The sequence below is a fragment of the Pseudobutyrivibrio ruminis genome (assembly GCF_015057245.1).
Taxonomy (GTDB): domain Bacteria; phylum Bacillota; class Clostridia; order Lachnospirales; family Lachnospiraceae; genus Pseudobutyrivibrio; species Pseudobutyrivibrio ruminis_E.
Genome location: NZ_SVET01000002.1, coordinates 251,733 through 276,212 on the forward strand (window position 1 = coordinate 251,733; position 24,480 = coordinate 276,212).

At 41.2% G+C, this 24,480-nt stretch carries 22 protein-coding genes; 4 read left to right on the plus strand and 18 right to left on the minus strand.

Annotated elements, in window-relative coordinates:
• Positions 1-99: 99 nt before the first annotated feature.
• A complete protein-coding gene (locus E7274_RS03190; protein ID WP_304173659.1) occupies positions 100-1,590 on the minus strand; it encodes a methyl-accepting chemotaxis protein in 1,491 nt (496 codons plus the stop codon).
• Positions 1,591-1,756: 166 nt separating this feature from the next.
• Here E7274_RS03190 and ybaK point away from each other — a divergent pair, with 166 nt between their 5' ends.
• On the plus strand, positions 1,757-2,236 hold the full coding sequence (gene ybaK, locus E7274_RS03195) for a Cys-tRNA(Pro) deacylase (RefSeq protein WP_304173662.1): 480 nt from the start codon (positions 1,757-1,759) through the stop codon (positions 2,234-2,236).
• Between the two features lie 56 nt (positions 2,237-2,292).
• Here the strand turns inward: ybaK and E7274_RS03200 are convergent, their stop codons facing one another.
• Positions 2,293-4,344, minus strand: coding sequence for a methyl-accepting chemotaxis protein (locus tag E7274_RS03200; protein ID WP_304173664.1), 2,052 nt, complete (start codon positions 4,342-4,344; stop codon positions 2,293-2,295).
• 108 nt (positions 4,345-4,452) lie between these two features.
• Positions 4,453-4,692, minus strand: coding sequence for a cysteine-rich small domain-containing protein (locus tag E7274_RS03205; protein WP_304173666.1), 240 nt, complete (start codon positions 4,690-4,692; stop codon positions 4,453-4,455).
• A 165-nt stretch (positions 4,693-4,857) separates the two neighbouring features.
• Between E7274_RS03205 and E7274_RS03210 the strand changes: the two genes are divergently transcribed.
• Complete coding sequence (locus E7274_RS03210; RefSeq protein WP_177175671.1) at positions 4,858-5,019, plus strand: hypothetical protein; 162 nt, start codon at positions 4,858-4,860, stop codon at positions 5,017-5,019.
• An 8-nt stretch (positions 5,020-5,027) separates the two neighbouring features.
• Positions 5,028-5,756, plus strand: a complete 729-nt coding sequence (locus E7274_RS03215; RefSeq protein ID WP_304173668.1) for an ion transporter — start codon at positions 5,028-5,030, stop codon at positions 5,754-5,756.
• A gap of 47 nt (positions 5,757-5,803) precedes the next feature.
• Here the strand turns inward: E7274_RS03215 and E7274_RS03220 are convergent, their stop codons facing one another.
• Genes E7274_RS03220 through E7274_RS03235 form a run of 4 tightly spaced genes read right to left on the minus strand, consistent with a single transcriptional unit; the run spans position 5,804 to position 11,774 of the window.
• The gene (locus E7274_RS03220) at positions 5,804-7,099 is read right to left on the minus strand and encodes a UDP-N-acetylglucosamine 1-carboxyvinyltransferase (RefSeq protein WP_044938972.1); all 1,296 of its coding nucleotides are present in this window, start codon (positions 7,097-7,099) and stop codon (positions 5,804-5,806) included.
• An 8-nt stretch (positions 7,100-7,107) separates the two neighbouring features.
• Entirely contained in the window at positions 7,108-8,850 is a 1,743-nt protein-coding gene (locus tag E7274_RS03225; protein ID WP_304173670.1) for an ABC transporter ATP-binding protein, read from the minus strand.
• A complete protein-coding gene (locus E7274_RS03230; protein ID WP_304173672.1) occupies positions 8,843-10,582 on the minus strand; it encodes an ABC transporter ATP-binding protein in 1,740 nt (579 codons plus the stop codon). Before E7274_RS03230 ends, E7274_RS03225 begins: the two co-directional genes overlap by 8 nt.
• 1 nt (position 10,583) lies before the next feature.
• On the minus strand, positions 10,584-11,774 hold the full coding sequence (locus E7274_RS03235) for a peptidylprolyl isomerase (protein WP_304173673.1): 1,191 nt from the start codon (positions 11,772-11,774) through the stop codon (positions 10,584-10,586).
• A gap of 706 nt (positions 11,775-12,480) precedes the next feature.
• Between E7274_RS03235 and E7274_RS03240 the strand changes: the two genes are divergently transcribed.
• Positions 12,481-13,068, plus strand: coding sequence for an ECF transporter S component (locus E7274_RS03240; RefSeq protein WP_304173675.1), 588 nt, complete (start codon positions 12,481-12,483; stop codon positions 13,066-13,068).
• Positions 13,069-13,075: 7 nt separating this feature from the next.
• Here the strand turns inward: E7274_RS03240 and E7274_RS03245 are convergent, their stop codons facing one another.
• The 11 genes from E7274_RS03245 to E7274_RS03295 all read right to left on the minus strand — a co-directional run bounded on the left by E7274_RS03245 (position 13,076) and on the right by E7274_RS03295 (position 24,480).
• Entirely contained in the window at positions 13,076-13,495 is a 420-nt protein-coding gene (locus E7274_RS03245; RefSeq protein ID WP_304173677.1) for an acyl-CoA thioesterase, read from the minus strand.
• Positions 13,496-14,119: 624 nt separating this feature from the next.
• Positions 14,120-17,647: a transcription-repair coupling factor gene (mfd, locus tag E7274_RS03250; protein ID WP_304173679.1), complete on the minus strand. Its 3,528-nt coding sequence runs from the start codon at positions 17,645-17,647 to the stop codon at positions 14,120-14,122.
• A 2-nt stretch (positions 17,648-17,649) separates the two neighbouring features.
• Complete coding sequence (locus E7274_RS03255; protein WP_044938993.1) at positions 17,650-19,296, minus strand: SulP family inorganic anion transporter; 1,647 nt, start codon at positions 19,294-19,296, stop codon at positions 17,650-17,652.
• Between the two features lie 6 nt (positions 19,297-19,302).
• A complete protein-coding gene (locus tag E7274_RS03260) occupies positions 19,303-20,409 on the minus strand; it encodes a type IV pilus twitching motility protein PilT (protein ID WP_304173681.1) in 1,107 nt (368 codons plus the stop codon).
• A 10-nt stretch (positions 20,410-20,419) separates the two neighbouring features.
• Positions 20,420-20,782 (minus strand): hypothetical protein, encoded by a 363-nt coding sequence (locus E7274_RS03265; protein WP_044939000.1) that lies wholly within the window; start codon positions 20,780-20,782, stop codon positions 20,420-20,422.
• Between the two features lie 8 nt (positions 20,783-20,790).
• On the minus strand, positions 20,791-21,174 hold the full coding sequence (locus E7274_RS03270; protein WP_304173683.1) for a hypothetical protein: 384 nt from the start codon (positions 21,172-21,174) through the stop codon (positions 20,791-20,793).
• Positions 21,164-21,658: a DUF4860 domain-containing protein gene (locus E7274_RS03275; RefSeq protein ID WP_304173685.1), complete on the minus strand. Its 495-nt coding sequence runs from the start codon at positions 21,656-21,658 to the stop codon at positions 21,164-21,166. Before E7274_RS03275 ends, E7274_RS03270 begins: the two co-directional genes overlap by 11 nt.
• 2 nt (positions 21,659-21,660) lie before the next feature.
• Positions 21,661-22,014, minus strand: a complete 354-nt coding sequence (locus E7274_RS03280) for a hypothetical protein (protein WP_081822054.1) — start codon at positions 22,012-22,014, stop codon at positions 21,661-21,663.
• 1 nt (position 22,015) lies between these two features.
• Positions 22,016-23,068: a type II secretion system F family protein gene (locus E7274_RS03285; protein WP_304173687.1), complete on the minus strand. Its 1,053-nt coding sequence runs from the start codon at positions 23,066-23,068 to the stop codon at positions 22,016-22,018.
• Between the two features lie 10 nt (positions 23,069-23,078).
• Positions 23,079-24,038, minus strand: coding sequence for a transglutaminase-like domain-containing protein (locus E7274_RS03290; protein ID WP_304173689.1), 960 nt, complete (start codon positions 24,036-24,038; stop codon positions 23,079-23,081).
• A 19-nt stretch (positions 24,039-24,057) separates the two neighbouring features.
• On the minus strand, positions 24,058-24,480 hold the full coding sequence (locus tag E7274_RS03295; RefSeq protein WP_304173691.1) for a hypothetical protein: 423 nt from the start codon (positions 24,478-24,480) through the stop codon (positions 24,058-24,060).

Sequence of the window (24,480 nt, forward strand, 5' to 3'; positions counted from 1 at the left end):
ATCTTTTTTTCAGAAGAACAATAAATTTTTAACAATGTCTGTTTTCTGGCAAAAAAAGACCAGCCCCTAATGATAAGAGCTGGTCTGTAATATATTTTCTTATTTGAGTGCCATCTCTTCCATCTCACGAGCGATGCGGTTGATTACCTCAAGAGTATCGTTCATATCGTGGAGGGCATCCATTGCGTTTTCGCTGACAGAACCAACTGTATCTGTAGCTGCTGCAACCTCTTCTGATGTTGCAGAAAGATTTGTGATATTATCCATAATCTGTGAGTTTGCTGAAATAACTTCATCCACAGAAGACTTAACCTGAACAACTCCATTACGAAGCTCATCAGTACCTTCCTTGATAGTATCAAGCTTTGTACCTGTTTCAGAAATAAGTTCGTTCTGCTTGTTAGCATACTCTGCTGACTTTGACATTGCAGATGCAGCTGAACGAGCATCAGATGTAAGGCGCTCGATAATCTTTGCGATTTCCTCTGTAGCCTCGCGAGTGCTCTCTGAAAGTGCACGAATCTCATCAGCAACTACTGCGAATCCCTTACCAGCTTCGCCTGCACGAGCTGCCTCGATTGAAGCATTAAGAGCAAGCAAGTTTGTCTGGCTTGAAATACCAAGGATTGTCTCTGTGATACCCTGGATATCCTGAATACTATCGTTAAGAGCCTGTGTAGTTGTGCTTGTTTCGACATTGATATTTGCAACCTTTTCAGCCTGGCTCTTAAGCTGGTTAATAAGGTCAACACCTTCATTTACAGAATCTTCTACTCGGCTTGAAACCTCATCGATTGTTGTAGCTTCTTCGCCAACAGACTGAATGCTTTCCTGAATGATTGCAGTCTTGTTTGTTTGATTCTCAATAGCTTCTGCAATATTCTTTGTACCTTCAACAATTTCTGCAACCGAATCATCAACTGTATTCATAGAATCGTTGAGGTTTGTAGAAACTTCATTAGCTTCCTCAAATTTCTTATTGAGCTGCTCTGCCAAATCAACAATTGTTTCTGATGTCTCTTTTATATCCTCTGCATGCTCTTTAATAGTATCAAGAGTCTCTGTTGTCTGACGACGTTGCTGCTTACAAACGATAACTGCGATTGTACAACCAATCAAACTGAAAACCATCTGTGTAATAAGCTCGCTTACTTCAAGATTACCTCTTAAAATCTCATTTATTCCCGAGAGCAGTAAGCTAAAGTTTGCAATAATAACACCTATTCTAACTGTTCCAGCCTCACCGTATATCATTACAATCAAAATGATGGCATACATGAAAACATACATGTGCTCATCGTTAGGACGGATAATCGTCATTAAGAAAAGCGCTACCATTGATAATGTTACACAATATTTATAACGATACTTCTCCCCAAATGCACTAAAGCAAACCTGGAACAAAATGATATCAACTACTGCCACTATCAATCTGACAATATCCAGCACATTGATGCCTGTCACAACCAGTGCTCTAACATTGAAAAATATCAATGCCATGGCTGTGATTGTTCCACAATATCTAGCTAGTCTGTTTTTTTCGAACATCTGTCTTGTTTGGATGCTCATGTTTTCATTTGCCTCACCCATTATTGTGTCCTCCATACTAATATGTGATATATTATTAACTGTACCACATGAAATAACTGTCATACTAGAGTATAATTCATAAATTTTTTCATTTTGTGAATTTTATTCCTATGATTTAAAATATTTTTTGTATTTTTTTGCTTTTACAAAAGGAGTTTACATATATATGGCTAAAAAAGAAGACAAAACAAACGTAATGAGATTACTTGATCAGAAGAAAATTCCTTATGAACATTTTTCACTTGAGAATGCCGATGGACTTTCTGGAGAAGAGATAGCTGATAAGCTTTCCGAAAACCCAACCCAGGCATTCAAGACACTTGTTACAACAGGCAAAACTGGCAATCACTATGTGTTCGTAGTTCCTGTAGCAGCTGAACTTGATTTAAAAAAAGCAGCCAGCGCTGTCTCTGAAAAATCTATCGAAATGCTCAAACAGAAGGATTTACTCCCACTTACGGGATATGTACACGGAGGCTGCTCTCCTATCGGCATGAAGAAATTCTTTACCACAGTCATCGATGCCTCTGCAAAAAACTTCACCGAAATATATTTTTCCGCAGGTAAGGTGGGCCACCAGGTTAAAATTGCAGTAGAAGATATTTCTAAAATTATCAGAGTGGAGTATGAGGATATTATAAAATAAAAAAAGGATTCAGAAATCCATGATTTCTGAATCCTTTTACATTTATACTATTCGCTTTATTCCTGTGGCATGTCACTTTCAATCTTGAACTTAGAAAGCTCATCATTGATAGCAAGTGCAGAATCTGATACTGAGTTGGCTACGTTTTCTACGCCCTGGCTTTCTGTGGCAATCTGGTTTGCACTTTCTGTCAATGTGTAGATTGTAGCGGTGATTTCTTCTGAGCTTGCTGACTGCTCTTCTGAAATAGCTGCAACAGATGATGCGATGTCGTTAACTTCGCCCATCATTCCTATCATATTCTGCATTACTGCTGCTGCAGAATTAAGATCTTCGTAAATCTTAGAGAAGCTTGTGCCAGCTTTTTCTACAACCTCACCACTTGCATTGATAGAATCCATGTTTCTCTGTGACTTTTCAGCCAAATCAGAAATAAGTCCTGTAATCTGTCTAATGATATCTCCGATTTCTTTAGCTGCATCCTGTGAGTTCTGAGCAAGCTTTCCAATCTCATCAGCAACAACTGCAAATCCCTTACCAGCTTCACCAGCGCGGGCTGCTTCAATTGAAGCATTAAGTGAAAGCAAGTTGGTCTGTTCTGCGATAGAATCAATCATCTGAACGATATCTGTAATCTGCTTAGCAGAATCTCCAACAGTTACAACCACATCATTCATCTCGCTCATGGATTCGTTGATGTTGTCCATGCTGCGCTGAACCTCTGTCATATCTTCCTGACCAATCTTTGCCTGGTCTACAAGAGCCATCATGGTTTCGTTTGTGCTATTTCCATTATCAGTCAAATCAGATACTGCATGAGCAAGATTTGTTGCATTTTCAGCAAGCTCGCCAACAGCATTTGAAATATCGTCCATGGTCTCCTGAATCTGGCCCATTGATACTGACTGGTCTCCAGCCTCTGTACTCATCTTACTAGACGCATTCTTTGAGCTTTCAGAATCCTCTTGCAGTTGTTCCGCACGGCCCTGAATAGAACCAATCGCTCCGTTCATAATCTCTACAAATCGGGTCATTTCTCGGCTAATAAGACCAATTTCATCTCCGTTGTCCTTTGGCATTTTTGTTGTAAAGTCACCATCAGAAATCTTAAGGATGCTATTTGAAAGGCCATTAACTGGAGCTGTAATAACCTTTTTAATTGTAATAAGAATAACAGCGATAATTACAATAATAAGAGCAATCATAGCTCCAAGTGATATAAGCATAAAGCTATTTGCTTCTGCCATAACATCATCCACTGCTACTGATGAAATAAGTGTCCATGTAGTTCCAGGAATAGTTGCTGCTGCTACATAGTAATCTGTATTTGTAGAATCTTGATTAATAACTACAGGTTCGTCACTTCCACTTTCTACATAAGCCTTTACGTTTTCAAGATATTTACTTCCTGACTCTGAAACCAAGGTACCGTTTAAATCAGTGTCAAAGTAAGAAATAATATAGTCCCCATCTAATACCATTGAACCACCAGTCTTCATTGGTGTAAGTGCATTAACGTCCTCTTGTAATGCTGTCAAGAACACATCAATGGCTGCAACACCAAACTCGCCATTTGCGCAGTTGACATTTCTTACAAATGTTACGCAAAGCTCGCCATTATTGGCATCGATATATGGTTCTGTACATACAAATGTCTCCTGGTCTTTGCCTTCTGCATACCAACCACGTTCTGTTGGTCTCCAGTCAGATGGCTGAACCTGATGATTTGCAAAGAAATATGAATCATCTGAGAAACCAATATAAATACCAGTATTATCTACTGCATCATAATCTGCAGATGGCTCCACATAACGAAGCATTGCTGCATGGTCCTCAAAGTAAACATTTTCCAATGTATCACAGTACTGTCCATCCTTCGCTGTCAGCATCTGGATGTTTGAACCTAATCTCAATGAATTGTACTGGCCCTCAGCCTGTAAATCCATAAGAGATACTTCTGTGATAATCTTTCTTGCATTATAGGAAATAAATACAATGATTCCTGCAATACCAATTGCAATAATTGGAAGCAGAATCAGCAACAGCGTTGTACCTATACTGCGTTTTACTTTTGGCGCGCTCGCCTTCTGTTGTTCCTTATTAGCCATTATACACTCCTCCTATTGTCACAGATTCACAATCTGCATATGTTCACTTTCACTATTTTTGCGCACATTTGTTACTTTTCTGTTAACTATAGGAGAGTTTTTTTTATTTCACTGATTCTTCACAAGTGTCTCCTTGATGAGGTCATAATTTTCCTTGAGATGTGGCCTCATGCAATTGATGCAGGATTTTACCCCTTTGCTTGTGTATGTGAAATTGCCGCCGCACTTGTCCCCAAGATGATAAAGTGGGCAGTAGCAAAACAGACAATTGAAATTGTCTGGGTCGTCTGTCTTGTGGCAAGGGAAATACTCGCACTCTCTATTTTGAAAATATTTGTAATGTTCCATATATATACCTCTATCTATAAGCTTTGCTCGGAAAACCCTACTAGAGCAGGCTATTTTCATCGCTCTGCTCGAAAAAGCCTACTCCTATTATACATCAATCTGTCATTATTTTTTCACACCTATTTGTTAGGATTGCCCTATAAACACCTATGTGAGGTAAAAAGTATGTTTAAACACGAAAAGAAATCTCATACTCTGGTGGATGACACTGGTATTCATGAAGATACAAAAGTAAAAAAGATAACCTTCTTTGTCGGCCTGTGTCGTCTCGTTACAGTCATTCTTATTGTTCTTGGTGTACTGAATCTGATATACGGAAATATTTGAGGGGAAATATGGAAGATTTTAAGCGAAGAGTCTATGAAGTTGTAGAAGTTTCCAGCATGGGAGACAAATCCAGCCGAGCTTACGATATTATGATGAATACTGCCATCATCGTAAGTTTAATTCCTATGACTTTTAAAAAAGATATGGCAATGACCTTCTGGCTGGAATTATTTGTCACATTCATATTCTTAATAGATTATGCTGCTCGTGTTTATACCGCAGACTATAAGATGGGCTACAAAAGCTATAAGGCCTATATCGCCTATATTCTTTCGCCACTAGCATTGTTTGATTTCATATCAATTCTTCCAATTATTTATTGGTTTACTCCAGTCAAATCCTGGATTGGACTACTACGTCTATTCAGAGCCTTTAGAGCAATCAAGTTGGTTAGATATTCCAAGACAATGATTGTCATTTCAAATGTAATCAGAAAAGTTAAAAAGCAACTGATGGCGGTTCTGCTTCTTATTACTGTTTATATTTTTATGTCAGCCATGTTGATTTTCCAACTGGAGCCTGAGCTTTTCAATAACTTTTTCGATGCGCTTTATTGGGCAACCATTTCCATTACAACTATCGGCTATGGAGACATATCTCCTGTGACCCCGATTGGCCGTATGATTACTATGGTATCTGCTTTGGTGGGTGTGGCTGTGATTGCATTGCCGTCCGGTATTATCACGGCAGCCTACATGAATGAAATTAACAAAAAGAAATCGAAATATGAATTATAAAATCTAGATTATAAAAGGCACTGCATAAAGCAGTGCCTTAATTGTTTTTATGAAACTTTTAATTTGAACTTCTGAAGATCATGCTCAGAATCAACTTCTGCTAAAGTTGCACCAAGCTTTGAGAACTTGCCAACGATATCCTCGTATCCACGCTGGATGTACTTGATATCATCGATAACTGTAATACCATCAGCTGCAAGACCAGCAATGATAAGTGCTGCACCTGCACGAAGATCTGAAGCCTGTACCTGAGCACCTGTGTAACGCTCAACACCAGTAACGATAGCAACTGTGCCTTCGACCTTGATGCTTGCGCCCATGCGAGCAAGCTCATCAACATATTTGAAACGGTTTTCAAAGATTGACTCTGAAACTGTGCTAGTACCCTCTGCAATAGCAAGAACAGCAGTGATTTCTGGCTGCATATCTGTAGGGAAGCCTGGGTATGGCAATGTGGTAACGTGAGTATGTGTAAGCTTACGTCCCTTTGCAATAACTCTAACAGCATCATCGTATTCTTCGATTACACAGCCGGCCTCGATAAGCTTTGCTGATGTAGCCTCCAAATGCTTAGGGATGACATTCTTGATAAGAACATCACCGTGTGTAGCTGCTGCCGCACACATATATGTACCTGCCTCTATTTGATCAGGAATAACTGCATAAGTAGTGCCGTGAAGCTCTGGAACACCAACGATACGGATAACATCTGTACCAGCGCCACGGATGTTTGCACCCATACTGTTAAGGAATGATGCCACGTCTACAACGTGTGGCTCCTTAGCTGCGTTTTCGATAGTAGTCTTGCCCTCTGCGAGAACAGCTGCAAGCATGATATTGATAGTAGCACCAACAGATACCTTATCAAGGTAGATGTGGTTACCAACAAGCTTGTCAGCACGTGCAGACCAAAGACCATAAGACACGTCTACATTGGCACCAAGAGCCTTGAGTCCCTTAACGTGTAAGTCGATTGGACGCGAACCAATAAGGCAGCCACCTGGAAGTGCTACCTCTGCATTTTTATATTTGCCAAGAAGTGCTCCCATTAAATAATAAGAAGCACGAATCTTTTTGATGTACTCATAATCTACTGAAAGACGAGAGATGCTAGAGCCATTAATCTTTACAGTGTGCTCATCCACACGTGTAACTGATGCTCCAATATCCTCGATTGCTCCAATAAGAACATTTATATCTTTAACATTTGGCAGATTTTCAATTGTAACAGTCTCGTCTGTCATGATGGCACCCGCCAAAATACCGAGAGCTGCGTTTTTGGCACCGCTGATTTCAACCTCTCCTGAAAGGGCTGTGCCACCTTTTATAACATACTGCTCCATATTAACTCCTAACAATTCTCAATTTGACTCCGATATAATTTAGCATAAAAGCCGTTTTTCTGCAATAGCTCCACATGGCTTCCCTGCTCTACGATGCTTCCATCTTTCACAAACAGAATAACGTCAGCCTCTCTAATTGTTGAAAGTCTGTGGGCTACAATGAATGTAGTACGGCCTTTCATCATCTTATTAAATGCTGATTGTATTTTCTGTTCTGTGCGAGTATCGATTGAGCTGGTCGCTTCATCCAGAATCAACATTGGTGGAATATTTAGCATTACTCTTGTGATACACAAAAGCTGCATCTGGCCTTGGGATAATGAGCCGCCCACCGATGAAAGTATTGTATCATATCCATAAGGCATTCTTTTAATGAAGCTGTGGGCATGAGTTGCCTTTGCAGCCTCAATAATTTCCTGATCTGTGGCATCTGGTTTTGCCATTCTAAGATTTTCTCTTACTGATGCATTCTTTAACCAGGTTTCCTGAAGTACCATTCCAAATTTGCTTCGTAAATCTTCAAGCGACAAATCTCTGATATCAACGCCATCTACAAGAATTTCTCCGGCATCTACATCATAGAAACGCATCAAAAGATTTATGATTGTACTTTTTCCAGCACCAGTTGGTCCAACGATGGCAACTCGCTGTCCACTTTTAACATTTAAGTTAAGGTGCTCGATTAATTTTTTGCTCTTGTCATATGAAAAGAATACATCGTTGAACTGAATCTCGCCCTTTACATCAGGGATGGATGTTTCTCCTTCATCAACTTCAACTTCTGCATCTATCATTTCAAACAATCTGGCAGCGCAGGCCAATGCATTCTGGAACTCAGTGATTACACCTGAGATTTCATTAAATGGCTTTGCGTATGTGCTGGCATATGATAGGAAGCTGGTGAGGCCACCAACAGTTATGCCTCCGCCGATTGCCAGGATGGCACCAAACACGCCGACAGCTGCGTAGATAATATTATTTATGAGGCGTGTGCTTGGGTTTACCGTTGATGAATAGAAAGTGGCTTTCATAGATGCATCTGCCAATCTATCATTCATCATCTCAAATCGTTCTAAGGCATCATCCTCGTAATCCATATTGCGGATGATATTCTTGCCTGAGATTATTTCTTCTATATAAGAAGTTTCTGTTCCACGTAACTTTGCCTGCTCCCCGAAAAACTTGTAGGTTCTCTCGGAAATGAATTTGGCCAAGAGCAAAGATGCTGGTGTTGCGATAATTACTATCAGCGCAATCTTTACTGAAATCATCAGCATGAAATAGATAGTGCCAAGGATTGTAAGTACTCCTGTGAAGAACTGTGTGAAGCCCATCAAAAGTCCATCTGCAAAAGTATCTGCATCGGAAACTATTCGGCTGACGAAATCACCATGTGGATGTGAGTCCACGGTGGAAAGCTTCATGTGCTGTAACTTAACAAATGCTCTGTCTCGCAGACTCTTTGTAACGCTGTAGGTAATATCGTTGTTTACACGATTCATAATCCACTGGGTAAAGAATGTGGCGGCAATTGTCACTGTCATAATCTTTAGCACATGAATTAATTTGTCGTAATCGATCTGGCCTGGAGCTACTATGCAATCCACTGCCTGACCTGTGAGAATTGGAATTCTAAGGGTCAGGTAAACTGTTGCCAGGGCGCAGATAATTGAAATAAATATTTTAAAACGGTATGTTTTTAACTCTATTAAAACGCGATTTAATATACGAGATTGAGACTTTTTATTCATTGCAAGCCTCCTCTCTAGGAAATTGACAGTAGTAAATCTCCTGATATGTGTCGCAGTTTTCAAGAAGCTGGCTGTGTGTGCCAAGGCCTACTGCCTTACCATCTTCTAATACGAGGATTTGATCTGCATCCATTACAGATGATGCTCGCTGAGAAACCAAAATGATGGTTGGCTTCCATGGCAGACTGTGAAGTGCCTTACGAAGCTTTGCCTCGGTTGCAAGATCAAGTGCGCTGGCAGAATCATCCAGGACAAGGATTCTTGGCTGACCTACTAAAGCTCTTGCAATTGTAAGTCGCTGGCGCTGGCCGCCTGAGAAGTTTGTGCCCTTGCCGGAAACCTCTGCATTAATGCCGCCTTCCTTTGCTTCCACAAAATCCAAAGCCTGCGCTATATTAAGTGCCGATTTAATTTCAGCCTCATCAGCATCCTGCTTTTTCATAGTCATGTTGGACTTTATTGTGCCGCTAAAAAGGGATGCCTTCTGTGGAACGATACCAAACAGATTGGACAACTCGCCATCTGTCATGGACTTAACATCTGTTCCATCGATTAAGATCTGGCCCTTTGAAACATCATAAGTGTGATTCATGAGCTTGAGCAATGTGCTCTTGCCTGAACCGGTGCCTCCGATTACACCAAGGACACTGCCCGCAGGGATGTCCAACGTAATATCCTCTACATCGTAATCGTTTGTGCCGTTGTAGCTAAATGACACATTGGAAAGCTGGATAGAACCGGCATTTTCATTCTGCATATTGCCAGTGCTGTTCAAATGCATTCTTTCATCGGACTTCATTTCCATCAGCTCCTGCACACGGTCAGCTGAAGGGAATGCCTTCATAAGAAGGACGATGAGGTTAGCAAGCTTGATTAGCTCTACCAAAATCTGGCTCATGTAGTTTACTAATGCTACTACATCACCCTGGAGAATAAAGCCTCCATCTACACGTCTCATTGAAACATAAATCAAAAGAACTATTCCGATGTTTACTGTCACGTATGTTACTGGATTCAGGAGGGCTGAAATCTTTCCTGTGGAAATCTGCATAGCGGCAAGATCTCCTGTCTTGGCTTCAAATCCCTTCTTTTCCTTATCCACCTGGTTGAATGCACGAAGTACGCGGGCACCTTCCAGATTTTCAGATGTGGCATGGAGCACTTTTTCAAGCCTTGCTGCGATTGTTTTGTATCTAGGTAATGTGTACTTCATAATGATAAACACTATAAGTGAAAGCACACCTACTACTAGCAAGAAAATAAGTGCTGATTTAACATCTACAATAAATGCCATTATAGTTGCACCAAACACAATAAATGGTGAACGCAAGAAAAGGCGAAGGACCATATTGATGGCATTTTGAATCTGATTGATATCGTTTGTGATTCTGGTAGTGAGTACCTCATCACCAATCTTTTCCTTTGTGCCCTGGGACAGTGAAAGAATCTTTGCAAATAAATCTCTTCGGATTTCAGCTGCTGCATACACAGCTACATTTGCACTAAAGTACTGGGCTGTAAGTGAAAACACAAGTCCTACAACTGCCAGTAAAAGCAAAACCCCACTCATCCTAATGATGTAGTGGGTATCTGAGCTTGCGATACCTTTGTTGATGATCGATGCCATAACAAGTGGTACCAAAAGCTCAAATATCGCCTCTAGCATTTTGAATAGTGGGGCAAGTATTGCTCGTATTTTATATTTTTTTAGATATGTAAGTATAAAACTCATATTACTCTGCTTCTGTTTCCTCAGTTGATTCATCTGACTCTGCAGATGTTTCCTCAGTCTCTTCTTCTGCTGATGTATCTTCTGTGTCTTCTACTTCTGTTTCTTCTGATGCGTCCTCTGTAGACTCTTCGGTATCTGTTGTCTCCTCTGTAGTTGCATCATCTGTTGTTTCTTCTGTCTCAGTCTCAAGTGTCTTGAACAATGTGTCGAACTCTACCTTTGCCCAAGCCTTCTCATCAACTGTCCATGTGATGGCTGCCTTCCATGTCTCAAGGAGCTTATCAAATTCATCTGACTCAAGTGATTCCTTCTTTGTCTGAGAAGCATCCTCATCGTGATCTGCATCAAGGTGAATTACATAGTAACCAACGCCTTCGATTTCGATAACATCTGATGTGTCGCCCTCATCAAGCGCTTCTGCTGCTTCGATGATAGCCATATCCATTGTGTCATCCTCTTCTTCACCCTTAAGGTAAGAATATGTTGATGCTGTAACCTCAAGCTCCTCTGCCTTTGCTGAGTAATCATCAGCCGCTGCAAGCTCCTCTGCCTGAGCCTTTAAATCTGCGATTTCTTCTTCTGTGTATTCAACTGCGTTGCCTTCCTCATCTGTTGTGCCTGTTGTATCGAAAAGCACATATGAGAATGTACGCATCCAGCAATCTTCATCAGAAATGCTTTCGCCTGCTTCTTCCATAGCTGCGTTAGAAACTAATGAATAGTATGTTCTGTACTCTAAGTACTGCTTAACATATTCCTCAGTAGCACCCATAACCTCAAGTGTTTCCTCTGGGTTGTCTGACATGAACTTTGCAGCTGCCTCTGCAATTGCTGTATTCTGCTCATCTGTGAGAGCAATATCATAATCACTAGCGTGAAGCTTTGCTAAATACTGATTTTCAATATCCTCCAACACGCCTTCCTTTGTGTCATCCTCCATTGTAGAGCCTGTACCAGTCATATCTGTTGACCACATGCCCTCACCATAGTATGAAAGCAAGTACTGGTCGTACATTGACTGCTGATATCTGGCTGCGAAATTTGCATAGCCAAGGGAGATTGTATCCTTTGTGCCATCTCCTGTATTTATTGTTACAAGAGTAGTGTCAGGATTGAACTTACTACATCCTGTAAAAAGAACTGCTGCTGCAAGTGCAGCAATACCTGCTGATTTAACCATATTTTTATTCATTATAAATTCCTCCTGAGTGAACCCACCCATATTTTTTCAAGCTTTTTTATTATAGTTAATCCTGCTGAATTAATCAATTATTGGGGCTAATTATGGTTTATCTTTTGTTTCTATAGTTGACTTGGGGTGAGATTATTGAATGTCTTCTTTTTGTATTGTCATCTCGGGCTGAAAGTGTTGATTGTCTTCTTTTTTTCATTGTCATCCTGGGCTGAAAGTATTGATTGCCCTCTTTTTTCATTGTCAACCTAGGCTGAAAGTATTGAATTTGTTTTATTTTGAGATTAAATACTTGAAAAATTGTGATATTCAACTCGCTTTGCAATGTGAGTACTAACATATCGTTAATAGAGTATTGAATTTAAGTTTATCTTTAGTTTAATACTTAATAACAATAATCTATGCCATTTTCAGGTATTAAAATTTAAAATCGATTCATTTTAATACTTTTCATTTTACTTTATACATTATTTTCTTCTTTGGGCTCGATATTTCTCTCAGTATTTTGAGATTGTTGGAATTCCAGCAAGATTGTTTCGTTTACTCTCATACATCTTTTCATCGGCAAGTTTGATGATTGTTGAATTGTGTGAGCTACAATAAATCTTATCCTGTCCCCCAGAAAATTCACAAAATTATCACTTTTTTTAATGTCATTAATACTCTAGTATTCTTTTCAACAAATCAATTGAACAGGAGGATATTTATGAGAAACGAAAACATAACACGACTAACAATTTCAGGTTTAATAGCTGCACTTTGCTATGTAGGCTACGCTGTATTTCCAGCCATCAATGCTTCTGGCACCAAAGTTCACCTCGGTAATGCTTTTGTTGTTTTGGGAGCACTATTAATTGGAGGCTTATATGGAGGATTAGCCGGAGCTGTAGGACTTTCACTGGCTGATATTTTATCTGGATATGCTGCATCATCACCTAGAACTTTTATTACAAAGCTTGTAATTGGTCTTATTGTGGGATTGATTGCTCACAAGATTGCAAAAATTAATGAATCACACAAAAGCTCATATATCATCAAGTGGTCTGCCATTGCTGCTGTTGCAGGTCTAGGCTTCAATTGTATTTTTGAGCCTGTGCTGAAATATGTTTGGTATACATTATTAACCCCAGACGCAGAAAAAGCGACTGCTGCAATCGCTGCACTAGTAGCTGTAACTACTTATGCAACAATTATCAACGCCGCTATTAATTCTGTAGTAGGTGTAATTTTATACAATGCTTTGCGCCCCGCTCTCTACAAGGCAAATATCTTCCCTGTAAAAGCTAGCGCTTAGTGTAAAATTACTGGCCTTCAACCATGCTCATTAAGCACTGGTAGAAATCTGGATAATCTTGCTTCATCCTGATTGGCCTACCTTGTGTATTCAAAAAAGCGTGACTTGTTGTGCCAGTACAAACCACTTTACCTTCTTCATTTTCCATTATGTATGAAAGAAAGAGTTTTACTCCTTTGAACTCCTTCACACCCACAGTAATTGTGATTCTTTCAGCAAAACCAGTGGAAATCTTATAATCACAAGAAACATTTAAAACTGGGGATACAATTCCAAGAGCTTCCAACTTTTCAAATGGCCAGCCAATTTGATTAAGAAAATCAACTCTTGCCTCTTCCATCCACCTAATGTAGTTAGAGTGATGTGTTATCCCCATTTTATCTGTTTCATAGTACTGCACTATGTGAATGTACTTACTGGTCTCCATATTCCTGCTTCCTTTTACTACCTACTCTATCTTTTTCTGTTCAGATAGTAGCATCTGTCTCAATAATTACTATCTATTCGTATTTTCTAAGTACAGATAGTACTCTTTTTCCTGTTTCCTGCTATCTCATCTTTATATTCTCGCTCAGATAGTAATACTGCGTCCATTTTTTACTATCTATTATTCATTTTTCATTACAGAGAGTAATACTTAACTCATTTCTTACTCTCTCATTTTAGTTTTCTTTTCCAGATAGTAACATGTACCAAAATCACTACTATCTATGTTGCATTTCTTCTCTAAGATAGTAAGTTTGTTTTGTTTTTCTACTGCCTATCCAATTTTTTCCTTCTCAAATAGTAAGCTTTTGCCTCTTCCTTACTATCTACTCTCTATTTTCCTTCTTAGATAGTAATCGACACTGGTGGCATTGCCACAGTCCCAGTTTCAAACCTGCTTGGCTACCCCATATCTGCATGCTGGCGCAGTGTCAAGAGGCGAAGCGCCGCAAGGCCTTGCTCTTGACGCAAGACAGCTGCTGATATGCTGTAGCTAGCAGGTTGAAACAACCTCAAATATTTCCAACAGCTTTTGCACCTAGCACCTATCGCACCTGCGCCAGCTCTATTCTTCCACCTTTATAGACTTCAAATCCAATAAGAAGTCCTGCAGGTAGTCAAACACTTCGTTTGGTTTGATGCGGGTGTTGGCCTTGGTGTTGAAGATGAAGGCCGGGTTCTTTGGGTCCGCTGCGAATGTGATGTGTGGGTTGTTGCGCTCTAAGAGGGCTGGAATCTGAGCTACGTCGATTTTGGCCTTTTCGTACATTACGATGCGGATGAAATCGCCCTTTTGCTCGATAGCTGTGACGTATGCGTCGTGAGCCTTTACGCGGAGCATTGCCACCCAAAGAAGATTCTGTACGCAGCGCTTTGGCTCACCAAAACGGTCCACAAGCTCATCCAGCATTTCGTCGCGAGCTTCCTCAGAATCGATGGCCGCAATACGCTTGTAGATGTCGATTCGCTGCTCCTCGTTTGATACGTAGGTATCTGGCAAGTAAGCCTCGATATTGATGTCCACCGAGGTGTTGAAGCTCTCTTCCTTGGCTTCACCCTTTTCAATCTTTACTGCTTCGTTCAGCATCTTGCAGTATAAGTCGTAACCTACTGCTGTCATGTTACCGTGCTGCTCCACTCCAAGTAAGTTGCCGGCGCCACGGATTTCCAAATCACGCATGGCAATCTTGAAGCCTGAGCCAAGATCTGTAAACTCCTTGATTGCAGCAAGACGCTTTTCGGCAACTTCCTTTAGCATCTTGTCCCTGCGATACATTAAGAAGGCATACGCGGTACGATTGCTTCGACCAACTCGGCCACGAAGCTGATACAACTGAGACAATCCCATGTTGTCTGAGTCGTGTATGATTATCGTATTTACGTTAGAAATATCCAAGCCAATTTCAATGATAGTTGTAGCAACAAGTACGTCGATTTCATGATTGATGAACTGCATCATAACATCCTCAACCTTGGCCTCAGTCATTTGGCCGTGGATGTAGCCCACCGTTGCCTCCGGCACAAGTCGCTCGATTTCTGCCGCCATATCCTGAATTCCACGGACGCGATTGAAGACATAATATACCTGTCCATCGCGTGCCATCTCTCGAACGATTGCCTCACGAACCATTTCTTCGTTGTATTCAAATACGAAGGTCTGGATTGGTGTACGCTCCATTGGGGCCTCATCCAATACACTCATATCACGGATTCCCACCAGGGACATGTGAAGTGTACGTGGAATTGGTGTTGCAGAAAGAGAAAGCACGTCTACAGTCTTTTTCATCTGCTTGATGCGCTCTTTGTGATTTACACCAAATCGCTGCTCCTCATCGATGATGAGCAGACCTAAATCCTTGAACGCCACATCCTTTGAAAGCAAACGATGAGTTCCGATAACAATATCTACTGTACCGGCTTTCAAGCCTTCGATTGTTTTCTTCTGCTCGGCTGCAGTTCTAAATCGACACAAAAGCCCAATGTTTACAGGATAACCACCCATACGCTGGACGAAGTTGTTGTAGTGCTGCTGGGCAAGGATAGTGGTTGGAACCAAGTATGCCACCTGCTTGCCTTCCTGCACTGCCTTGAAGGCTGCACGCATGGCAACTTCTGTTTTGCCGAAACCAACATCACCGCAGATAAGACGGTCCATGATTTTAGTAGATTGCATGTCCGCCTTAACAGCCTCGATTGCAGACAGCTGACCCTCGGTCTCCTCGTATGGGAAGCTTTCCTCGAATTCCTTTTGCCATACAGTATCTGGACCATAAACAAATCCATCTGTGTTTTGGCGGAGAGCGTACAAATCCACAAGCTCCTTTGCCACAACCCCAACTGCAGACTGAACCTTTTGCTTTGTTCTAGTCCACTCCTGAGTACCTGCGCCAAGGCTGTTGAGCTTTGGCTTTTTACCGTCTGGGCCGGAATATTTTTGAATCATATCCAGCTGAGATGTCAGGACATAAAGGTTGCTGCCCTTTGCATACTCAATCTTGATATAGTCGCGGATAACCTTGTCTATTTCCATCTGCTCGGTACCCTTGTAGACACCGAGACCATAGTTTTCATGAACGACATAATCTCCTACATGCAAATCAGAGAAGGATGAAATTGATTCACCCTCATACTTCTTTACACGATGCTTTTTCTTACGGACGTGGCCGAAGATATCCCCATCTGAAAGCATTACAAAGGCGCTATCAGGATAGTCGTAGCCGCGCTTTATATTTCCTACACAAAGCATAGTTTCACCAGGATTTATCTGATGATCCAAATCTGATGTGAAATATGCATTTAATCCTTCCTGAAGCAAGTCCTCTGCAAGGCGCTGTCCCTTGGTGGATGAGCTTGTCACAAGAAGCACTTTGTATTTACGTTTCTTGTACTGTAAGAGTTCCTTGGTGAGAAGCTCAAAGCTGCCGTTGTATGCGTTTACTCCCTGCACCGCGATGCTGAAATGGTCTGCAGATTTAAGGAGTTTATTTTTCGCATCGAGAACTGACATAAGTGTGGTTGGACACTTTTCGATTTTGGCAAAGATTTCCTCCACACCGTAAAGCATATCCATTTGGCCCTTAAGCATGTAGCCAGCCTCTACTCGGCGAGTCATGGCATCGGAAAATTCTGTCTGGGTAACTTCACCCTTTGTAATAACCTTTTGAACCTCATCGATAAAGACATAGGTGCCCTTTGGCATGAAATCGATGAATGAACCAAGCTTGTCGCAGAAGTAAGTGAGATTTGTCTCAAGCTCCTGGCTAAGGCCCCATTCTCTGGTTTCCTCCACTACTCTGTCGGCATAGGTTTTCAGATGATACGCCTCTTCTGTTTTCATTTCCTTGCGATATGCTTCGTAGCGCTCATCTCGCTCGGCCTCGATTTTAGCAAGACCAGCCTCCACCTCATCAGCTGATAGGATAAGCTCCACTGCCGGGAAGATGATTACTGAGCTGATATTCTCGATTGACTTTTGGTTGCTGGCATCGTAGGAACGGATGCTGTCAACCTCGTCGCCCCAAAGCTCGATTCTAACTGGCAAATCTGCGGTAAGAGGGAAAACGTCAATGATTCCACCTCGCACTGCAAATTCTCCAGGATGTTCGCAGGTGCCCACTGCCTCGTAACCCATAGCAACTAGCTTGCGGCGCAAAGCCTCAAGCTCAATAGTATCAGTAGCGGAAATGGCAACAACACCATCCTCAAAATAAGACGCGTCTGGCAGCTTATTCATAAGGGCATCAATAGTGGTGATAACGGTACAGCTATTGTTGTTTATAACTGCCTCAATAGCGCTCATTCGCTCACGTGTAAGGGCATTGCCTCTGATATCTGACTGATAAAAGAGGAAATCCTTGGCAGGAAAATATACCACATCATTATCGTAAAAACGATATTCCTCATATAATTCTCTAGCCTTCAGCTCGTCTGAAGTGATAATCAGCTTGTGACTGACATCATGCCCAATACCAAAAATGAGGTGCGCTTTATCAGCACACCCCGTGATATCGTAAACCTTGCCATAACGAGCTAGAGCCTCGCGAAGAGACTCAACAGCTGTTAAATTTTTAAATGGTTCCAAAAAAGTTTTCATAATTATTTGCCTATAATCTTTTCAGCTCTATCAAGTGCTGCATCAATGTTTGGCTGGAAGTTCTCGGCTCCTACCGTATTTACGAAGTCAGCCTTTTCCATCATGTGACGTGGCTGCTCATTTACGTGTGAGAATACAACTGTAACTCCCTTTTTCTTTGCTCGCTCAACCAAATCGCGAAGTGCTCTAAGAGCAGTAACGTCGATGGCTGGAACAGAACGCATTCTGATGACAAGCACCTTTGTATAATCCTTTACGTTAATGCTTTCTGCAAGCATATCAGAAACACCAAAGAAAAGTGGTCCTGTGATTTCAAATACTCTGATTTCTTTTTCTACTGGACGTAAATCATCAACAAACTCAGCGTCGTCTGACTGATATGTCCATCCACTGACATGAGTCTCCTCGCTCATTCTCTTGATGAAGAGAATACATGCAACAATCATACCCCACTCAATAGCAACTACAAGGTCGAATACTACTGTGAGAACAAATGTAAGTACAAGTACGATGATATCTGACTTTGGAGCAAACTTTACAAGTCTTACGAAAGGTCTCCACTGGCACATGTTGTATGCAACCTGGAAAAGGATTGCTGCGATACATGGCATTGGAATGAACTTTGCGTATGGCATAAGTACAACAAGTACGATAAGAAGTGTAACGGAATGAACCATACCAGCTACTGGTGTACGACCGCCGTTTTTGATGTTGGCTGCTGTACGGGCGATAGCGCCTGTTGCAGGGATACCACCAAAAAGAACTGATCCGATGTTACCGATACCCTGGCCTATAAGCTCCTGGTTACTTCTGTGCTTGCTGTTTACCATTCCGTCTGCAACTACTGCAGAAAGAAGTGACTCGATTGCAGCAAGAATCGCTATCGTAAATGCGTTAGGCATTTCGTTTCTAACTACTGCAAGTGAGAAATGTGGAACTGAGATTGTTGGCAAGCCTGCCTTCAAATCTGGATAAAGAGTTCCTATCGTATTTACGTTAAGGTGAAGTCCCTGTACCATTGCAATGCTGACGAACACAGCAATGATTGATGCAGGAATCTTTGAGAAGAACTTTGGCCAAATGATAAGCACTGCTAGGCAAACAACGCCAACTAAAGTTGCCTGCCAGTTAAGTGAATCAATGTTGCCAAAGAATACTTTTAATTTGTCGATTGTTTCGATTGGCTTTTCACCGTGGAAATCTACACCAAAGAAATCCTTGAACTGACCAATTAAAATTGTAACTGCGATACCGGCTGTGAAACCAGTTGTGATTGTGTATGGGATGAATTTGATAAGTGCGCCGGCTTTTACCACACCTAAGATAATAAGAATGATACCTGCCATGATTGTTGCAATGATGAGTCCATCCATTCCATCAGTTGCAATGATGCCTGCTACGATTGTAGCGAAGGCTGCTGTAGGTCCAGCGATCTGAACTGTACTTCCTCCGAAGAAGGAAATCAAAAATCCAGCAACAATTGCTGTATATAAACCTGGCTCTGGGCCAACACCTGAGGCCAAAGCCAGGGCAATAGAAAGTGGCAATGCGATGATTGCCACAATGATTCCAGATACTAAGTCTTTAAAGAACTGCTCCTTGCTATACTTCTTCATGCAAGTAAACAGCATAGGTTTAAAACTTTCCATTTCTAACTAAACTCCTAATCTTCTTCCTAGCATTTCTGCATTGACAGCATATTCCATAGCTGTCTCCTTTGTGATTTTGCCTTCACGCACCAATTTGAAAAGGCTAGAATCCATTGATACCATTTCGTCTGTGTCACTTGAATAGATGACACCTTCAATCTGTGGTACCTTGTTTTCTCTGATCATATTTCTGATGGCTGGAGTCACTGTCATGACTTCAAATGCAGGCACAAGCGAACCGTCAACAGCTGGAACAAGCTGCTGAGATACAACTGCCTTTATAACCATAGAAAGCTGTAATGCTATTTGGTGCTGCTGCTCAGAAGGGAATACGTCGATAATTCTATCGATTGTGTTTGCTGCTCCAATGGTGTGCAATGTTGACAGAATTAAATGTCCTGTCTCAGCCGCGGTCATTGCAACGGAAATGGTTTCAGCATCACGCATTTCTCCAAGCAAAATAACATCTGGACTCTGTCTAAGTGAGGCACGAAGTGCAGTCACATAGTTCTCTGTATCTAAGTGGATTTCTCTTTGAGACACAATTGATTTGCCGTGTCTGTGAAGGTATTCCACAGGGTCCTCAAGGGTAATAATATGCTTGTTATAGTTTTTATTAATCTTGTCAACAATACAAGACAAAGTGGTAGACTTACCACTTCCTGCAGGACCTGTTACAAGCACCAAGCCCTTTGACTCATTTGAAAGATTGATTACAGATTCTGGAATGAGTAACTCTTTGTAATCTGGCAGTGTGAATGTGATGACACGAACTACTGCTGCAAATGTACCTCTTTGCATGAATGCATTTACTCTGAAACGAGAAACATCCTTGATTGCAAATGAGAAATCGTCATCGCCGCCTTCGATGTATTTTGTAATATCTCTACCTGCAAGCTCATAAATCTGGCGAACCAAATCCTCTGCTTTTGCTGGCATAACTGGACCGTCATCTGGCTCAGCCTTTTCTGTATAGCCCTGCTCCAATTCTGAGCGAGTAAGCACGAGGTCGTTTACTCTGAATGAAACCTCACGGCCTGTAACAATAAATACATCTGAAGCCTTGTATTTTCTAACTGCATCTGTTAAGTAAGTTACAATATTTGTACTCATTTTATCCCCCTCAATCCTCCAATGTTATAACTGGCTGTGTGCTGTCTGCTTCCCACGAAGAGACATTTTGCACCTGCCAACAAGTAATCTCTTTAGATTCAACCTTTACATTTAACACCTGATTTTCATTAATATCAACTGTAAATTCCTGATCTGCCCAATCTGAATCAGCAATTATCTCGTATGCCTGGTTGGATGCACTGTAGTATTCATCAGTATGATTACGAAGCTTCATACTGAGATTGTAGTTGTTGTGACTGGACGAGATGGCAAGGGCAGCAATTACCGCAAATGCCATGCCAATCAGGATAACAACCATCAGCGAGGTACCTATATTTATTATTGTCCTGTTTTCTCTTTTTGTATGCTCCATTGTCACTCCTATTTAAGAGCTTTTTCAACTGCTAAGCTGTATATTTCTTCATCTGAAATTGTGGAAACTACCACGTGCATTGTCTGGCACATGCCCTCTGATTCTGGCTCAATAACGAGGCTTGTGACCTTGTATGTCGCTTCTGAATCGTCCACTAAATTCCAGTTGTCGTCGTAGTAATTAGTAAATCCAGTATAGTTGTCATTGCAGAGATAATCCTCTGCTGCATTACTTGCAAGATTTACTGCCTCAGTGATTTCTTTTGCCTCACCACTTTTTGCAAAGCTTCCAGCAAAGCACTGAATACAAACGGCTGATATAAGAATAAAAAAGAAAATTGCAAACATAAGCTCAGTCATAAAAATTCGGGAGCCGTTGTTTCTATTCTTCATTAGACTGGCCCTCCTTTGACTTGACGCCTATTACAACATCATGCTTTGCCCCAAGGGAATCCTCAAGCTGAACATTGATAGTGTCATTTTCTCCCTGACTAAAGCTGATGCTATTTACTTCCATGATTTTATTTCCAAAATCTGCTGTGGCACCGGCAGTATCCTTAGCCTCCAGCTCCATCAAATATCCATCGTACTCGTAGATGTAAAGATTGAAGCCGCTGCCCTCAGACATTTTGATGCAATCAACACCGTCAAATGTATCAAGGGAAACTGCGCCCTCAGCATCGTGCTGTCTTACCTCTTCGCGAATATATGCAATTGCTGTACGTGCACTTGAGTTGGCTTCATTGGCTAAAACTACTGATCTGTAGGAATTTACAGCCATCAAAAGAACACTCACCGCAGAAAAGGTGAATATCAAAAATAAGACCATTAGAAACATGATGTCTATATTATGTTTTCTAAGTCGTCCCTGTTTCAACGTTAATCCTCCAGATTTATAATCGTAACCTCTGGTCGCATATTTGAACCATAGATAACATAATCAACTCTAAAACGGTCATCATCGTAGATGATTCCGTAGTTTTCCTGTAAGTATTCAAAGCTTTCCGGGTATCTGCCTTCAGTGACATAACACTGGATGATTGCCCTGTCGATAGCATCACTTAAACTCTGGCGCTGTTCGGTAACTGAGCCTGCTGATGCCTTTGATACTGCAAACAAAAACAGGATAAATATGAGAAGAAACAACCCTGCAGAAATCATAGTGCTGCCGGCCACGTTCTTCTGTTTGATTTGATGAATGCCGTCTAGGCTTCCAAATCTTGTCTTTGCCATGTTAAATCATCCCCGACATAATGTTCAAAAGTGGTAGCATAACTGAAAGTAAAATAATTCCTACAATAACTGAAAGAACAATTACAAGTGTTGGCTCCACTACTGCAATTAAATCGTTAATCTCTTCATCTGCTTCTTCCTGATAGGTTGTTGCAACCTTTTCAAGAACGTTTTCCATATTACCAGTTTTAGCACCAAGGATTGCCATACGTCCGTAGAGACCACCGAAAATGCCTGACATTGAAAATGCCTTTCCGATATCCATAGTCTCTGCAAAAGAATCCTTGCACTTTTCAACCTTGTCCTCGAAATCAGGAGCTTCCACAATATTACCGCTGACATCAAGTGCCTGCATAACATCCATACCACTTGAAAGTGTCATCGCCATTGCTGATGCGAAACGGCTTGTTGCAATTTTAGAATGGATTGATTTGAAACGGCGACTCTTGTAAAGGATGTCGTTACGATGATTCTTGCCCCACTCTGTTTTATTGAGAACAATTACATAAATAATGATAGCAAGAAGAATCAATAAAAGAATCACACCATTTGACTTCATAAATGTTCCAACAGCAAGGAAACCAGCTGAAAGGCCGTCCATTGTGCCACCAAGCTGCTTAAATACTCTGTTGAATACTGGCATAATTTCTGTTACAAGGACGATGATGATAACAAGCATCATACAAACCATCATAAGTGGGTATGTAACTGCACTTCTGATTGCATTTGAAATTGCCATCTCTCTTGAATAGTGTGCTGCCAGGTTGACGAGAACAGAATCCATCTTACCTGTAGACTCGCCCATCTTTGCCATTTCTACGAAATAGTCTGGGAAAACCCCAACACTTTCGATTGCCTTTGAAAGTGAACCTGTCTCTCCAACTACCTGCTCCATCTCTGTAAGGAGCTCTTTTTCTTCACCACCCTGGGACTCATCAAGCATCATTGTGATTCCCTGTATTGCTGAAACACCACTGGAAATCATCATTCCCATTTCATCTGAGAATGCATATAGTTCCTCGGGAGTAAGTTGTTTTCTAATCTTTTCGCTCATAGTTACACCTTTAATATTTATACTTTAGTTGATAGTAAGTAGTGTCATCTAAAGTTTTCTTTACTTGACTGTTGCTTGCATATGAACCTAATGTTGGGTCCATAAGTGTCCAATCTGTTCCATCAAACTGAATGATTTTATCAATCCAGCCTGTCTCCTTCGTATATACGGATATCCAGGCGTGATATTCCGTGCCGGCGTATCCGATTTCAAGCCGTGTTGGAATACCCTGGGACCTAAGCATCGCCCCCATAAGGGATGCATAGTCAAAACAGATTCCCGTGTTGGTAGCCAATGTACTGTCTACATTTGGAATGTATCCTGACTGAACTGTCTCGGCCTTGTCATAGTCGTACTTAACATTTTTGGTGATGTAATGGTAAACGTTCTGAACCACCTCAATATCATTATTGGCACTGGCCGCCAGCTCCTGGCCCTTTTTCACCGCCTTGGAATTTGCATTGAAATCCACGTAAGCATTTGGATACAGGAACATACTATATTCATCTTTTAGTGTTACGCTCACTGACTGAGTAAATGCCGCCGCATACTGATCATCATGCAAGTTTTCATAGACACCGATTTTATAGGTGCCACTGCCTTCGGATAAAGGATAGACATCGTAATTGCCATCCAAATCCATCAGATAGTTGTAAGTGTTTCCTGCTGGCGTTTCTATTAGCATTCTAACCTTAGCCGCTGAGCCTGTGTATTTCACCATAACATAGCCTTCGGAGGCGTTGCTCGCATCTATGGATGCATCCGCATTGGAATAAACCTCCACGCCACTGGCTTCTGGTGTAAGCACCCGAATGGTGTTGTCCCTAGAGCCCTTTGATTCCTTTGCCACCGCTCCAGATGAGCTTTCTGTGGTAGATGAATCGGAAGTAAAAGCTGGCTGTTGGTCTCCACAAGCTATAAAGCTAAGAGTAAGAACAATCAGTGAAAGCAAATATTTGTATTTCTTCACTTGCTTCCTCCACTGTTCCTTATTTATTTAAAATTCTAATTAACTCCACTTCACTGTTGAAATCATATTCTTCATCCTGTGTAACGCTGTAGATTTTGCCCTGCCATGAAGCATGGTCTCTGCCTGTCACCATAAGGATGAAGCTGTCTTTTCCTATCAAAGGAAGTAAATCCGTTGTTTCAAAAAGCTTTTCTTTTGGATCTATATCTACAATCTTAAGAGTAGGATATGTCTTTTTGAAAGCTCTATATCTAAATTTTTGTGCTGGGAACTCAACCGTATCCAAAAAGCTATTCATGATATTAAAGAAATCATCAACATCGGTATAGCTGATTGGCGTTTTATCGTAGCAGTTGTATAGCTTGCCACTAAAGCTTTCTTTATTTTCTATAGTGATACCAACACAATTGTGCATTCGTTTCATTCTGTCAGAGATGTTCAT

What these genes read in the sequence shown, in the direction of transcription:
- E7274_RS03190 (WP_304173659.1), bottom strand. Translation starts at nt 1,590, where the DNA reads ATGGGTGAGGCAAATGAAAACATGAGCATCCAAACAAGACAGATGTTC.
- ybaK (WP_304173662.1), top strand. Translation starts at nt 1,757, where the DNA reads ATGGCTAAAAAAGAAGACAAAACAAACGTAATGAGATTACTTGATCAG.
- E7274_RS03200 (WP_304173664.1), bottom strand. Translation starts at nt 4,344, where the DNA reads ATGGCTAATAAGGAACAACAGAAGGCGAGCGCGCCAAAAGTAAAACGC.
- E7274_RS03205 (WP_304173666.1), bottom strand. Translation starts at nt 4,692, where the DNA reads ATGGAACATTACAAATATTTTCAAAATAGAGAGTGCGAGTATTTCCCT.
- E7274_RS03210 (WP_177175671.1), top strand. Translation starts at nt 4,858, where the DNA reads ATGTTTAAACACGAAAAGAAATCTCATACTCTGGTGGATGACACTGGT.
- E7274_RS03215 (WP_304173668.1), top strand. Translation starts at nt 5,028, where the DNA reads ATGGAAGATTTTAAGCGAAGAGTCTATGAAGTTGTAGAAGTTTCCAGC.
- E7274_RS03220 (WP_044938972.1), bottom strand. Translation starts at nt 7,099, where the DNA reads ATGGAGCAGTATGTTATAAAAGGTGGCACAGCCCTTTCAGGAGAGGTT.
- E7274_RS03225 (WP_304173670.1), bottom strand. Translation starts at nt 8,850, where the DNA reads ATGAATAAAAAGTCTCAATCTCGTATATTAAATCGCGTTTTAATAGAG.
- E7274_RS03230 (WP_304173672.1), bottom strand. Translation starts at nt 10,582, where the DNA reads ATGAGTTTTATACTTACATATCTAAAAAAATATAAAATACGAGCAATA.
- E7274_RS03235 (WP_304173673.1), bottom strand. Translation starts at nt 11,774, where the DNA reads ATGAATAAAAATATGGTTAAATCAGCAGGTATTGCTGCACTTGCAGCA.
- E7274_RS03240 (WP_304173675.1), top strand. Translation starts at nt 12,481, where the DNA reads ATGAGAAACGAAAACATAACACGACTAACAATTTCAGGTTTAATAGCT.
- E7274_RS03245 (WP_304173677.1), bottom strand. Translation starts at nt 13,495, where the DNA reads ATGGAGACCAGTAAGTACATTCACATAGTGCAGTACTATGAAACAGAT.
- mfd (WP_304173679.1), bottom strand. Translation starts at nt 17,647, where the DNA reads ATGAAAACTTTTTTGGAACCATTTAAAAATTTAACAGCTGTTGAGTCT.
- E7274_RS03255 (WP_044938993.1), bottom strand. Translation starts at nt 19,296, where the DNA reads ATGGAAAGTTTTAAACCTATGCTGTTTACTTGCATGAAGAAGTATAGC.
- E7274_RS03260 (WP_304173681.1), bottom strand. Translation starts at nt 20,409, where the DNA reads ATGAGTACAAATATTGTAACTTACTTAACAGATGCAGTTAGAAAATAC.
- E7274_RS03265 (WP_044939000.1), bottom strand. Translation starts at nt 20,782, where the DNA reads ATGGAGCATACAAAAAGAGAAAACAGGACAATAATAAATATAGGTACC.
- E7274_RS03270 (WP_304173683.1), bottom strand. Translation starts at nt 21,174, where the DNA reads ATGAAGAATAGAAACAACGGCTCCCGAATTTTTATGACTGAGCTTATG.
- E7274_RS03280 (WP_081822054.1), bottom strand. Translation starts at nt 22,014, where the DNA reads ATGGCAAAGACAAGATTTGGAAGCCTAGACGGCATTCATCAAATCAAA.
- E7274_RS03285 (WP_304173687.1), bottom strand. Translation starts at nt 23,068, where the DNA reads ATGAGCGAAAAGATTAGAAAACAACTTACTCCCGAGGAACTATATGCA.
- E7274_RS03295 (WP_304173691.1), bottom strand. Translation starts at nt 24,480, where the DNA reads ATGAACATCTCTGACAGAATGAAACGAATGCACAATTGTGTTGGTATC.